Annotated in this window: 9 protein-coding genes and 1 pseudogene; 1 reads left to right on the forward strand and 9 read right to left on the reverse strand. The window is 54.0% G+C overall.

Annotation, left to right across the window (positions count from 1 at the left end):
* Together FYC48_RS16360 and FYC48_RS16365 are read right to left on the reverse strand one after the other, a co-directional pair.
* Positions 1-296: pseudogene (locus FYC48_RS16360) on the reverse strand (hypothetical protein); the annotation flags it as partial.
* 903 nt (positions 297-1,199) lie between these two features.
* Complete coding sequence (locus tag FYC48_RS16365) at positions 1,200-2,030, reverse strand: alpha/beta hydrolase (protein WP_230773184.1); 831 nt, start codon at positions 2,028-2,030, stop codon at positions 1,200-1,202.
* 479 nt (positions 2,031-2,509) lie between these two features.
* Here FYC48_RS16365 and FYC48_RS16370 point away from each other — a divergent pair, with 479 nt between their 5' ends.
* Positions 2,510-4,681, forward strand: a complete 2,172-nt coding sequence (locus FYC48_RS16370; protein WP_160149576.1) for a glycoside hydrolase family protein — start codon at positions 2,510-2,512, stop codon at positions 4,679-4,681.
* Positions 4,682-5,192: 511 nt separating this feature from the next.
* Here FYC48_RS16370 and FYC48_RS16375 read toward each other — a convergent pair.
* From FYC48_RS16375 to FYC48_RS16405, 7 genes are all read right to left on the reverse strand, one after another.
* On the reverse strand, positions 5,193-6,287 hold the full coding sequence (locus FYC48_RS16375; protein ID WP_149497815.1) for a formylglycine-generating enzyme family protein: 1,095 nt from the start codon (positions 6,285-6,287) through the stop codon (positions 5,193-5,195).
* Positions 6,284-7,603, reverse strand: coding sequence for a DUF1552 domain-containing protein (locus FYC48_RS16380; RefSeq protein WP_235034286.1), 1,320 nt, complete (start codon positions 7,601-7,603; stop codon positions 6,284-6,286). Before FYC48_RS16380 ends, FYC48_RS16375 begins: the two co-directional genes overlap by 4 nt.
* A 2-nt stretch (positions 7,604-7,605) precedes the next feature.
* The gene (locus tag FYC48_RS16385; RefSeq protein WP_235034287.1) at positions 7,606-10,137 is read right to left on the reverse strand and encodes a DUF1592 domain-containing protein; all 2,532 of its coding nucleotides are present in this window, start codon (positions 10,135-10,137) and stop codon (positions 7,606-7,608) included.
* 284 nt (positions 10,138-10,421) lie between these two features.
* On the reverse strand, positions 10,422-11,192 hold the full coding sequence (locus tag FYC48_RS16390) for a PIG-L deacetylase family protein (RefSeq protein WP_149497818.1): 771 nt from the start codon (positions 11,190-11,192) through the stop codon (positions 10,422-10,424).
* Between the two features lie 309 nt (positions 11,193-11,501).
* Positions 11,502-11,879 (reverse strand): histidine kinase, encoded by a 378-nt coding sequence (locus FYC48_RS16395; RefSeq protein ID WP_149497819.1) that lies wholly within the window; start codon positions 11,877-11,879, stop codon positions 11,502-11,504.
* A complete protein-coding gene (locus tag FYC48_RS16400) occupies positions 11,876-12,721 on the reverse strand; it encodes a sugar phosphate isomerase/epimerase family protein (RefSeq protein ID WP_149497820.1) in 846 nt (281 codons plus the stop codon). Before FYC48_RS16400 ends, FYC48_RS16395 begins: the two co-directional genes overlap by 4 nt.
* A 13-nt stretch (positions 12,722-12,734) precedes the next feature.
* Positions 12,735-13,439: a hypothetical protein gene (locus tag FYC48_RS16405; protein WP_149497821.1), complete on the reverse strand. Its 705-nt coding sequence runs from the start codon at positions 13,437-13,439 to the stop codon at positions 12,735-12,737.
* Between the last annotated feature and the right edge of the window lie 110 nt (positions 13,440-13,549).

Raw genomic sequence — 13,549 nt, forward strand, 5'->3', positions numbered from 1 at the left:
ATCATCAGCCATCGCAAAGCAATTTCGCGATCATCCCAATCGGCGACGAGTTGTGGCTGCGTCCGAAGGATCAAATGATAGTGGTTCGAGAGAACGCTGTAACAGAGCAATTCGATCCCAAAGTAGGCGGCGAAGCGTTCAAGCAACGCTTCAATCCATTGCTTACGGTGGTCGAAATTTTGGCCAGTGAGCGGATCATCACCCATTAAAAAACAACGGCGAACCGTGCGATTGATCACATGGACAACCGTGGGTTCGTTTGGGTCGATGATCTCTTGTCGAGACAGACGCGCCATCAGATCTGACCTCCTATCAAAGGAAACCATACACCATCAAATCTGATGGCGATTTAGACAGCCGTCACTCCATAACAACCGGTGGAAAGCGATTGAGTTTGATTGAACCCGTTGCGGAAACCAATGTCAACACGAACGTTTGTGCAGTGCATAGCCATAAGAGATGAGATGCTATGTCCCCAGGAAATCCCTTATTCATGAGACGCCAGAGGATTAGAAATGAGATTTCCACTATGTCAAGAATTTACAAGCGGAAAACAACGACGACGACTACAACCGGAATACAACTCCTGCGATTCCGCCTGCAAGTCCTCTTAGAAACTGAGATCCCGACTGGGACTTCTTGGCACTTATTAACTCAGACCTAGACCGCAAGTTGGCACCGGTGGCTTTAGCGTGCCGGTCCTCCGGTAAGGGAGTCAGCCAGATCTGACGTCAGTGCTCTATCTCCGATTCTTCCGAATGCCGCATGCTGCTGGTGCTCTGTCTTCGAGCGCCACCCCATGACGCCGCAAGGTCTCCTGCCATGTCCCCAACTCTACCCCTGATGAACGGTTACCCTGCTATGTCCCCAGGGAAATCCCTGTCCCTGAGTGGCAAGTGCTCTGTCCCTGAGTGGCAAGTGCTTCGCGCACTAGGGCAGTGGATTGCAAAATGCAAAATGAACAATGCAAATTGGTTATTGATCAGCACAATGATGAATTTGGGTTGTGACAATCGGTTTGCCGCGAACGCTCGGACGCATCGAGGTCGCCCCATGGTCCCTGCCGCAAGTTGCCTTTTGAAATGATCATTTTGCAATGGTCTGCCAGCGGACTTGAAATGGGGACAGTCCCCAGCACCGCTCTGTCCGTCGTCCATGCGATTTGCGTTCGCCGTCAAGAACTCTCATCAGTGCTTCGTTCACTCTTGCTTTCGATTCAAACAAGATGCCAAGAAATCCAGCATCGTTTCGCTTGATAATGTGTAGTATTTTCCGAGATTATGGTTGGTGTCAGGCAACGTTACGACTTCATGAGGAATCCCTGCGGAATTCAGAACTCGCTTGAGTGGTGCAAAGCCATCTGGATGATCTTTGTCACCATTGATCGTTAGCAACGAAAAGTTATTTGACTTCAGCTCCTCCGCGGCTTTTTCGGCAGCGGGCAACAATGGACTTTCTTCTGGATTTCCTCGCCAAGAAAGTGCTCCGCCCCAACTTCCCGCACCACAAAACAATTCAGGGTGCAGGATCGACAGTCTCACCGAGCCAGCTCCGCCCATTGAAAACCCGGCGATTGCGCGACCAGAAGCGTTCGACTGTGTCGCGTAGTTGTTGTCAATTAGCGGGATCAATTCGCTGACTATCATCGACTCGACTTCGCCCCTGTAACCGCTCCTCACGCCGTTGGGAAAAACGCAGATGACGGGCGGGAACTTCTTCTTCTCGATTTGGGTCAGGATGCGATGTGCAAAGCCTTCTGCGTCAGAAGTCTCAGAACCTCCTGCACCATGAAGGAAATAGACCACCGGATAGCGAACGTCGTCTTCGGCATCGTAATCAGGTGGTGTCCAGACGACATAGCCGACACCCTGCCCAACCGATTTGCTGTCGAGAACGTGGTGCTTGAGCCCCGGAAAGCTCCCTTCGTAAGGGTTCACCCAACGTGGTTCTTTTCGAGATTGCTGAGCCAGGAGCGTTGAAGTTGTAGCAAGCACAAACACCATTGCCAGTCCAAGTTGCCTTTCAATCATCGCGATAACCTTTGGTCAAACGGGGAAGCACACCAGCCGGAAGCGTGAAAGCAGATTATCACAAGGGTAGCGTAACCCCGTCGGCACCTGTTGCTGAAAGGCGTGCCCCATCACAAAAATAGACTAACCGTTTAGTCGTGACTGCGACGTCGCTTCTGCGTGTATCCGAAGTTTAGGAAACCTCTTGAAACCGATGTATGCCGACCGACGCCGCGGTGATGGCGACGCCGGTGTTTCGTCAGCATCTAAGATTAGAATTAGCCGAATGGCGTTGGCCACCCTTTCGACGCAATAACCGGGGATGACGCCCAGCGACTGATAGACTGAACCCAAACGAAAAATCTAGACGGAGCATTCTGCCGTTTGGCTCGCGAATTTCGGGTAAGTTCTACCAGCCAAGTCTCCTCGGCTTTGGAACCAAATTCGAATTATAAGTGCAGTAGCGGATTCAATCGCTTCAAACCATGTCACCGTGTCCGATGAAGAATACCTCTTTGCTGATCGCCAGCTCGCTTCTTGCAGCGCTCTTCCATTTCTCTATGCCGAACATTGCGAAGGGACAAAGCTCGCTCGATGTGACGTTAGAAGGTGACGGTGTCGTTTCCGCCCCGACCGAAAGTATTGCGTCGTTGGTCATGCATAACTTGGCCGACCGTCCAATCAGCGGCTCGTTGACGTATCAGTTGCAACGCAACTCGATGTTCGACATTCCCGCCCAACCCGACCCGATTTTTGGATTCGACCATGGCGTGAAAGCACAGTCCCGGGTTGTCATCGACGGGGAGGACCGAGGCAATGCTTTGATGGTGGGCTCGAGTCCCTATGTTTCATTTCGTTCGGGCTGGCGCGAGCACAAAGAAGCCGTCGTCACGGTCAAGCTCGACCAAAAACGACGAATCAAAAAACTGCGGTGGCGGTCCGGAGATGCCAACTGGATTTGGCAGGTGGACGTTTCGGCAAGGGTGAATGGCGAAGACTTTCGCCCGATCGCTCAACTACAGAACTTCGACTTGCATCGCAAATGGGGAACGAACGATTTTCCCATCAACAATGAATTTGACGCGAGTGAACTGCGATTTCGATTTCATCGCAATGGCGAATTCATGAACGTCGTTGACCTTCCGTCAGAAATACAGATTTACGATGGCATTCAGAATGACACGATTGTGAAACCTACCGTCGGCCCCGAAATGTTTCGTGGCGAATTGAATTTCAATATTCCCGCATCCGGCAAGCAAGATCTCTCCATCGCAGCTCCCGCAAAAATCCCGGCGGGTAGTTATCTGCTGACTTGGCAAGTCGATGGCGAAATTGCTCAATGGGCTCCGTTGTTCGTCAAACCGGGTCCGCCGCCAATCAAGTCCACCGTTCGACACCTGGGGATCAATTCTTCGTCCGTCGATTTGATTCCGCTGATGGCAGAATGTGGGTTCGGATCGGTGCGATTTGAAAACGGGAAATGGCAAATGTCCTCGGATGCTCGCGGACGATATGACTTCAGCGGCGGTGTCGGCCCATGGCATGTCAACCAAGATGCGATCTACCGCCGCTACGCCAAAGCCGACATGCAAGTTTTTCCGTATGTGTTTCAGACTCCGGAATGGGCGACATCCGCTCCCGAATCGGTGCAGAAAAATCGAGCGGGCTACCCTCCGAAGAATCGGTCCGATTACCGAGAAGCGATCTTTCAGTTTGTCGCTCGGTTCGGAAGCAAGCACCACCCCGCCGACGTTTTGAAAACGAAAGATCAACAAAGTGGACTCGACCTCATCAATGCGATCGAACTGTGGAACGAACCCAATCTTGTTGGTCCCTCGTGGGCTCCCTTTGTCGGCAGCATCGAAGAGTACTTTCTGTTGATGCGTGAGGGAGTCGAGGGAGCTCGCGCTGCCGATCCCGACTTGCTTGTCACTTCCTGCGGTTGGGCTGGCGTCGCAGCAGAAACGGTCCAGCAAATGTCAACGTATCGCTACCCTGACGGCAAGACACCGCTAGACCTAGTCGATGTGATCAATGTCCACCTGTATTCCGGCCGACAAGAACCGGAATTCGCACGCGAAGATCCGAATGCCCGCCATGGCATTGCCGACGAGAACTTTCCAACGTTGATGCAGCAGGTCGACGAACTGATTCGCTGGCGGGACGAGCTAAAACCGACCGCCCAAATTTGGGTCACCGAAACCGGCAACGACGTTGGTGGACCGATCGGACTATCTGAGCGAAAGCAAGCCGCAAAACTACCACGCACCATTCTGCTGCTGCGGGCGCGTGGCGTCGACAAAGTGTTTCTTTATCGAGAAAGCGGTTCAAAAGCATCCCAACACGCGGGGGCTGGTCTCGTTCGCGACGAAGGCACCTTACGGCCTTCGTGGTTTACCGTCGCGACCGCGACTCGACAACTCTCAGGTGTCACCGGCAAAGCTCGGCGCCTGCCCCATCCCAATCCGAACGTCTGGCTTTATCAATGGTCGACAGCAACGAAAACGCTCACGGTCGCCTGGGCGTTGGGCGAGCCGGTGACGATTGATCTCAGAGAACTGATCAACCTTGACCAATCCCGAGTGATTGATGCGTTCGGCCATCCAATGACAGTTGAGCGTGACATTCAGTTGTCGGAATTTCCTATCTACGTCACGCGACCGGTCAATTGATTTTCATCGCACCGGTAACAATTCAATTTCCAAGGGGTGTAACCGGGATTTTGACAGTTCGATATGCCAGTACCATCGAAGGGTAATCGTCGTGTCAATCCGCCGGTAAAGCTACTCTGGGGTTGGAGCGGATTTGAAGAAGGACTCCTGTCACCCCTTCGGGGTTTGCTGGCGAATGGGAATTCACACCCACGGGTTTGCACCCGTGGCTATTGCATGCCGTCCCTTCGGGACTATTAACCGATGCTAAACGTTTGATCCGAATGGGTTCGCTTTGGCCATGCGTTGTCAAACAGGGAAGATGCAGCCCCCGCGGTTTGCGCCGTCGGCTCAATGAAAACACAACACGCACCCGTGGCTATTGCATGCCGTCCCTTCGGGACTATGAACCGACGCCAAACGTTTGATCTGCATGGGTTCGCTTTGCCCATGCGTTGCCAAACAGGGAATGTGTAGGGCCCGCGGCTAGCGCCGTCGGCTCAATGAGAAAACAACGAGTCACACGTAGTTTCTAAGAGGCATCCTTCCGAGACGTGGCCGGTGCGACTTCGCGAACGACACGGAAACCTGTGTAAACGCTCGCGCCTGATTTCTCGGCGAAGGTTCTATTGGAGGCTCGTGTGACGGCCGGAGTGCAGGTCCATGCTCCGCCTCGCAATACCCTCCAATCCCCATACTGATGAAGGTCCGTTTTTTCCTCGAACAACGGATCTTTTAAGACAAAGTCCGCACGATCACGACGGCTGATATCTCGGAGGTAACGGTCGTAGGTGTCTTCAGCCCACCGATCCTGGCACCATTCCCAAACGTTGCCGTGCATGTCGTACAACCCCCAGGAGTTCGCTTCGAAAGTCTTGACTGGCGCCGTGAAGACATGGCCGTCGCCCTGATCGGCGTTTAACTTGACCGCTCGCGCGTAGCGGGTTGTGTTTGGATAGGCTGCTTCGAGCGCACCATCGGCAACATTGGCAAACTGATAGGCATCGTCAGGTTGATCGCCCCAGGAGTACCAAGTCTGCGTGCCACCGCGACAGGCATACTCCCATTCCGCTTCGGTCGGCAGACGACAGCGGACGCCTTGTTGTTCGGACAGCCAACGACAAAACGCCTGGGCATCATTCCAACTGACCGCGACGACGGGACAACGATCCGATTGCTCGAACCCCGGTTTTCGCCAAGTGATTTCGGAGGCAGTCTGAAATCGATCGACATAGTCATCTTGATCGGGAAAGAATCCTAATGCTCCGTCCCCTCGCTCCGCATCGGTCTGGTATCCAGTCGCGGTGACAAATTCACGAAATTGAGCCACCGTGATTTCGGTTTCTGCGATCTCGAAAGCGTGTGAAATCTCAACTTGATGAGCCGGTTTTTCAAACTTGAAGTTCTGTCGATTGCTATAAGGATGATCGAAGTGGAATCGGTTTTCATTGCGATCGTTCGACGCAAAGCCGCGTCGATAGGTTCCCGCCGGGATCCGAATCCAGTGCACCAGATTCGCGTGCGACTCGGAATTAGCCGTTTCCGACCGTGGCGACTCATCGGCAATGGTAACTGAAATGTCGACAAGACTAGCCGTAATTAAAAGCGCAACAACCCAACGTTTCATGTGATCAACTCGTTGATGATGCCCGGACTATCCTGAAAAGTCTCTTGATTGCCTGGCCCGTCGGTATCGACTCCCATGCGATCGGCCATTGTTTGCCAAAGCGTCGACAGCGGTGTGTTTTCTGACAATTGCAAATGCGTTTGATGGTTGATCCCCAATCCACGACCACCTGACAACACGGTCGGCAAAATCGCCTTGCTGTGTCCGATGCCCATGCCGCTGGAGAAACCTAACATCGTTTGATCCAGCAAATTCCCTTGCCCTTCGCGGATCGATGCGAGACGATCAAGAAAGTAGCTCCAATGCTTCATGTAGATCGTGTCGACTTTTGCGAGTTGTTCCAGATTAGACGGATCGTTCCCGTGGTGGGTCAGTTCGTGGTAGCCTTTGCTGACACCAAACTCCGGATATACACCGCCAGCCAACTCTGTCCGAACGACATAGGTGACCACGCGAGTCGAGTCGGTTTGAAAAGCGAGTGCGATCAGGTCATACATCAGCTTGGCATAGTCATCGTAAAGGAACTTGCCATTGCCCTCCGGACTGACTGCGTTTTCGTAGTCGCCGAGGTGATCGAGTTTCGGCTGTGGCTTGGGACGATCAGACCAATCGATCTCGCGACTCAGGCCGATCTCGACTTCACGGATCGCATGCAGGTACTGATCAAGCTGTCGTCGATCGTCGCGGCTGATCTTCGGTTGGATGTCGCGAGCGTCTTCGAGTACGGCATCAAGCACACTTCGTCGTTGACGAAAATCATCTGCCTTGGCTAGCTGGTCGTCGGCACTGTCCGCTTTGAACAGGCGATTGAAAATTGTCTTGGGATCATTCTCGGCGGCTAAGGGAACGCCTTGCTGGTTCCAAGAAATCGTCGCCAAGGCCTGGCTTCCAAATCCTGTCCCACGTTTGACCGAAAGCTGCAACGATGGAAACCGAGTCTGAGAGCCGTGGACCGCGGCGGCCAGCTGATCCGGGGACGCGATTTGTTTCTCACCACGAGCGATTCCGGTCGCAAATGGATACGCACCGTCATGCCCACCGCCGTGTTCAAGATATGTTCCGCTGAGGACAGTGAATTGGTCGCGATGCTTCTCAAGCGGCTCTAGAATCCGAGATAGATTTGCCTGACGCCCGAAACCCTCCGGATAAAATTGCCGCATGTTCATCCCGGTCCCGAAGTAAAACATGCCCATCCGAGGAATGCTTTGACCGGCAAGCTCCGTCGCAGATGCTCGCGATTCGAGCCAGGGCAGGGCGATCGTCGTTCCCAGACCACGTAAAAATGTCCGACGTCGAAACGGTCCGTCAAACCTCATCGTCATCTCTCCAAAAAGATCGGGCTGGTCACGAGTCCATAAAACAAATGCCGCAACGTATCGCCGCCTTCGGTCATTGTCGTCACGATGTGTTCTAAGTCATCATCATCGCTGGGCATCACCGGACGTCCGAGTGCATAAACCAGAGCACGTTCGGCAAGACCGCGGCGAAAACGATTGGCCTGCGCGGTGAGCAATTGTTTGAATTCGGCAAAGCTTTCGAAGTCACTACCGTCGGGTAACCGACCGCTGGGATCGATCGCAGGAACGTTGCGACCTCGGAAGTTTTCGCCATCCTGTTCGGTCCGCCATCGTCCGATGACGTTAAAGTTTTCGAGTGCCAACCCGTAGGGATCCAGACTGCGATGACATGCGGCGCAAGCAGCGATCTGCTGATGAGCCAGCAATCGCTCGCGAACCGTCAGACGTTCGCCTTGGACGTTCGGCTCGATTTCGCCGGCGTTCGGTGGCGGCGGGTCGGGCGGATCATTGAACAAGACTTCTCGAACATAAACCGCTCGTGAAACCGGCTTGGTTCGCACCCCGTCGGAGCCGGCTTGGTGGACGCCGGCCATTCCTAATAAGCCGCCACGTGGCGAACTTGTGGGACGATCGACCCGTCGAAACTCGGCGCCTTCGACGCCATCGATCCCATAGTGCTTTGCCAATCGTTCGTCGAGGACCAAGAAATCTGAATCAAGCAGATTCAGCAAGCTTTCGTCATGCTTCATCAGATAGCGAAAGAATTCGAGCGGTTCCCGTATCACCGATTTTGCCAACGCATCGTCGTACGAACGATAAAGATGGCGATCCGGGGTGAATGCGGTGAACGTTTCCGTGCGAAACCACTGGCGGGCAAAGCTGTCGACCAACCGATCGACCTTCGGATCATCCAACATCCGATCGACTTGCCGAACAAGCGTTTTGCGGTCGAGTAACTTGCTTTCCTCGGCGAGTTGAAACAGTGTCTCGTCCGGCATCGAATTCCAAATCAAGTAAGACAGTCTCGACGCGATCGCATAATTCAGCCGAACCCGATCATCCGTTTCTTTGCCGCCAGCGTTTGGCTCGACGAGATACAAGAACTTTGGCGAACAGAGCGTTGCGACCACGCCCACGCGAATCGCTTCACGGAAAGATTCACCGGCCTTCAATTCTGAGCGCACGACGTTCAAGATTGGCTTCGCTTCGGCTTCGCTGACCGGCCGACGCCATGCCCTGGGAAGCAACCTCGCGAAGATTTTTTGCACGTAGTCATCGTCTTGCTTCGCATCTTCGCCGGCAAACAAGATCGCCTGATGACTGAGCGGAGGCCATGCGTCATACAGCGGGCCCTCGACTTCCAGGTAATCGAGGAAGACGTGTGGAAACTGTTTCCAGTCAAGCTTGTCCGGATCCGGCGTCGATCGATCACCGCCCCAGCCTTCGGCGATTTGGCGTCCGGCCAATCGTATTGTTTCGGCAAACTGGCCGTCCTTACCAAGTTGACCGTTTCGCCGCATGAAGTTTTCACCGGGGCGTTGGCTCATGTACAGACTGGTCTCGTTCAGCAATCGCACTTGAACCTCGCCGCCGAGTGTGTCACGTGGAATGACAACCGAGTATTCCTTGGGCTGATGCCACGGTGCGTCAACGTCGAACTCCATGATCACCCGCATTGTTTCGTCGGGGTGGCTGTTCGTGACTTGCAATCGTGGGACTTGCCCGTCGGCACCGGCGGTACCTCCAACCTTGAGTGTGAAGCGATAGAATCCATTGACCGGAGCGACGTTGTTGTCGCGTCTGCCGGGGTAACGAAGCATTCCGAATGAACGCGTGCTTCCTTCGGATAAACGGATTCCTCCGGGAACGACTTCCATGCCCAGACGTGTTAGTAGATAGCCGATCGCATGACTATCCGCGATTTCTTCAAACTCCAACCGCATCGTTTCGGTCGGATACTCCGGCGGCCCATCGACAATCGCGCGGTCAGCGATCCGTTTCGCCACGCGGTAATACGATTCCATCAACGATGGATCAAGCTGCAATGCGGTGCTGACCTTATCAAACCCCTCGGCGGTTCCATCGGGAGGCAGGACATCCAACGGGCTTTCACCAGTTGGGAATTTCATCGAAAGCAGGTCGGAAATCGTTTGGGTGTATTCATGGCGATTCAACCGACGCATTAAGACGTTGTCTTGGGAGCTTCGGTGGAGTCGTTCGGCAGCACGAACCCCGGACGTAACCCAGCGTGTGATCAGCGAAGACTCTTCGGCGGACAATCGCTGGTCGCCTTCAGGTGGCATCTGTCCGAGATTGATCTGCGTTCGAACTTCTAACCAGCGTGCCGCCGTTTCACGGTCGCTGAAGTCATCGCCCAACTGATCGAAGCGAAGGTCGGCTTGCTGGTCATCAGGACCATGGCAATCAACGCAATGGCGTTCAAGAATAGCGGTGATCACGTCACGATTGATTAGCTGATTGCCCGCTATCAATCCGCTTCCCGCCTGGTAGGAATTTTGGGCAAGCGAAGCGGAGACAATTGTAAATGCCATCCCGATGAATGCAGCACACCGAATGGTCACGTTCGGAACCAGCATGGAGAGATCACACCGAGCGGGGCAGGAGAGGGAAGGGCGGCAAGTCACGACATTAGCGGACGCCTTGATGAGCAAAATCGACGTCAACCTCGCGACAAGTATTGTAGTCGATCCCCCCGGCTAATTCTGGCTGAATGCCCCGTGTTCTCAGATAAGACGGCCGGCAGAGGACCACAAGAACGATTTAAAAACAATCCATCACGTTCGGGTCTGCCATCGTTCGGCATGCCAATCCATCGTCAATCAACTGCTTCGCAAAGGTGACCCGCCAAAACAGCACGTAGGGGGTCATCGTCGGGGCCACAAAATCCCCAATGCAAGTGTTTGCGCCAGCCCTCGGCATACTTAAATTTGCCACTCATTTGCCCGGTTTCTGCGTTGGTATCGCGTAGGGCTTGCAAGTAACTGTCCATCCCCTGGCTTTGGTCGAGCCACTGCTTTTGGCTTTGATGACAGGCCAGCAAGTCGACTTTTTGCTCGACAACGTCGGTGACATCCACATAAAAATGCGGTGTTACGAGATCACCAAGTTGCGTCCGGTTCCCAACCGGCTGGGCATGATAAACGGTGACCGGTTCGTAGTAAGGCTCGACCGGTGGGTCGCTGATCAGATTCGGCATGCCATGCGAAAACGCGGCGCTGACCGCCAGTCGGCACGTATTTTGGTGGTCCTCCATGTAATCAATCGGAGGCTGAGTCAAGATGGCGCTGGGCTTGGCTTGCCGAATGATCGCGGTGACCTTGGCAACATTCTCGATGTTGTAAACCGCTTCCATATCAGGAAAAATCGGTTCATAAAAACTGGCGTTCAGCAGTTTGCATGCTTGTTTCGCTTCCTCCAGTCGTGTCGCAGCACATTCCTCGCGTGACAGCACGGTGCTGCCGCGTGAACCATCGCAAAGATTGACGTAGTGCAAATCCCAACCGGCCTTCGCCAGATGTAGCATCGTTCCGGCCATCATGTATTCGATGTCGTCGGGATGTGCGGCAATGGCAAGTACAGAGGGCATCAGTGAAGCTCCACAAACATGAAACGGCAAAACAAAACAAACAGGTTTAACAAGGCAATACGCCGCGATGAATCCAATCGATGATCCGCATTGACTTTGAACGTGTCTTAACATCACGGTCCGTCTAGTGCTTCGTCAACATTTGAACTTAGGATTAGCCGCATGGCGTTTGCCACGGTTTCGGTGCAATCACCGGGGCTAACGTCCGTCGACTGATGAGCCGAACCCGAACCTTTGGTGTAGAGGGAGCACTAGGCAAGTCGAACGAAAAGCTCGGTGAAGCTGAATCCGCAATTTCAAAGCGTTTTCTTACGTCTTGCGAAAAAGTGTTGCAAGAGACCGATCGAATTGGCCTCGCGTCATGACTTGGTCGATACCGACGTCGCGGGCTCGATTAAGTTGCTCTTCCTGAACGTGGGGCCCGTATGCGATCGTCGTTGCCGTCGGGCACACGCGAGAACAGTTATCGGCGAGTGTCTCTAGCACACCACTGCGGGTCGACAAATCGACGATGACGAACTCGATCGCATCAGCCTCTGGCAACGATCCGGACAAGCGGAACACATAGCCCGCTTGTTGGGCCGCCGCCCGGACTCGTGAAGCAAAAATAAGATCGCCGGACAAGAAAACAACCGTGGGAGTCTTATCCGGCGATTCGTTCGATGAAGTGACTGTTTGATCGCTCACTGACGTTTTTCCACTTCGGCCTTCATAAATTCAAAACCTTCCTTAGCCAACTTGATTTCGGTGTCAAACATTTTGCGCCAGATCTTGGTGGCGGCGGCGATTTCGGGAAGCGCTAACCCGAACGCTTCAATGACCAACCATCCGTCGTAACCGCTGTTGACAATCGCGTCAAAGTTTTCTTTCCAGTTGACGCCGCCTTTGCCCGGCGTACTGCGATCGTTTTCGCTGATATGGATGTGGATCAACTTGTCACCGCCGACGCTGATCGCTTCGGTGATGCTTTTTTCTTCGATGTTGGAGTGGAACGTGTCGTACATCATCCCACAAGCTGGGTGATCGACGTCACGCACAAAGCGAGCCGAATCGGCGTGGGCGTTGAGTAGGTAGCACTCAAACCGGTTCAGAGCTTCGACGCCGATTTTGACGCCGACCTTGCCGGCATGCTCGGCACATTCGCGCATGCTTTCGACGCCCCATTTCCATTCGTCATCCGTTGGCCCCGCTCCGCTGAATAGCCCGATCGCGGAATGGTACGGGCCGACGAGAGTCTCGATTCCCGCTTCGGCGGCCAGGTCCAGCGTTTTCTTAGTCAGTTCGACGCCTTTTTTGCGGACAGCCGGATCGGGCGAAATCGGGTTGTCCTCTTCGATGCGAATCGTGACTCCGGTCCTGCGCAGGCCCAAAGAATCAAGGTGCTTTCCGATCGCCCCGTAGTCGAGATCTAGATTGAACATCGGCAATTCGACGCCGTCATATCCGATTTCTTTTAGCTGCTCGCAGACCGGAAACAATTCCTCGGTCACTTCGCCGGACCACAGCAGCAAATTCATTCCATATTTCATCGATCGTCAAATCCTAGCGGGGGAGGGAAGGGTAGGGCGTCGAGCCATCGGGCCGAGTCAACAAACTCGTTCGCCGAGATTCTACCAAGTCACGTGCGTCGTGCAGCCAGGGGACAATCGACCGCGGTAGGTCCGATAAACCGACACGCCGCATGACCTGATTGAGTCGCATCAATAAACGATCATCATCCAGATAGTCGTACAGGAACTGAACTTCGCAAAAACGATCGATCGTCGCCACCATCCGGTCGGTGGGCTTGCCGGTAATCCGATTGACGCCGGCTTCGATCAACCGCGACGAACAACGACCGATCGTTTCGTAATACCGTTTGGCGATCGCAGGGTCATCGCGAATCCAGAATGCGTCAAGGTAGATCTCGATCAAGATGTGACCGACGAACATCGGTCGAAATCCACGGTCACCGGGCAACAGATCCCGCAGCGAGACGGCTAACGCAAGATTCAGTTCGACAAAGGCAGCCGTCTCATGGAACCAGCGATCATCACGGATGTGGTGCAGGATCCCCGTCGCTATTTCAATCACCGCGCGGTCCTCACGACCATTTTCAACCTCAGCTTCCGACTGGATCGCTACCAACGCCATCCGCTCACGGGCGCGAATTTTTCGATCGATCACACTCAACCAATCGGGTACTCCCGTCGCGACTGCCACCAGCGGCTGATCGAGATACGGAATCGCATGCGAGAGAAAATTCATCGAGTCAGATTTGGTTAAACCGAAAATGGGTTCCGAAAAGAAGCGTTTCTTATCCGAGCCAACGGCGCCAGCCGATGTCCCTGCGGTGTGCTGAACTAAACGAGACTGCC

This window comes from Roseiconus lacunae (assembly GCF_008312935.1).
Classification (GTDB): Bacteria; Planctomycetota; Planctomycetia; order Pirellulales; family Pirellulaceae; genus Stieleria; species Stieleria lacunae.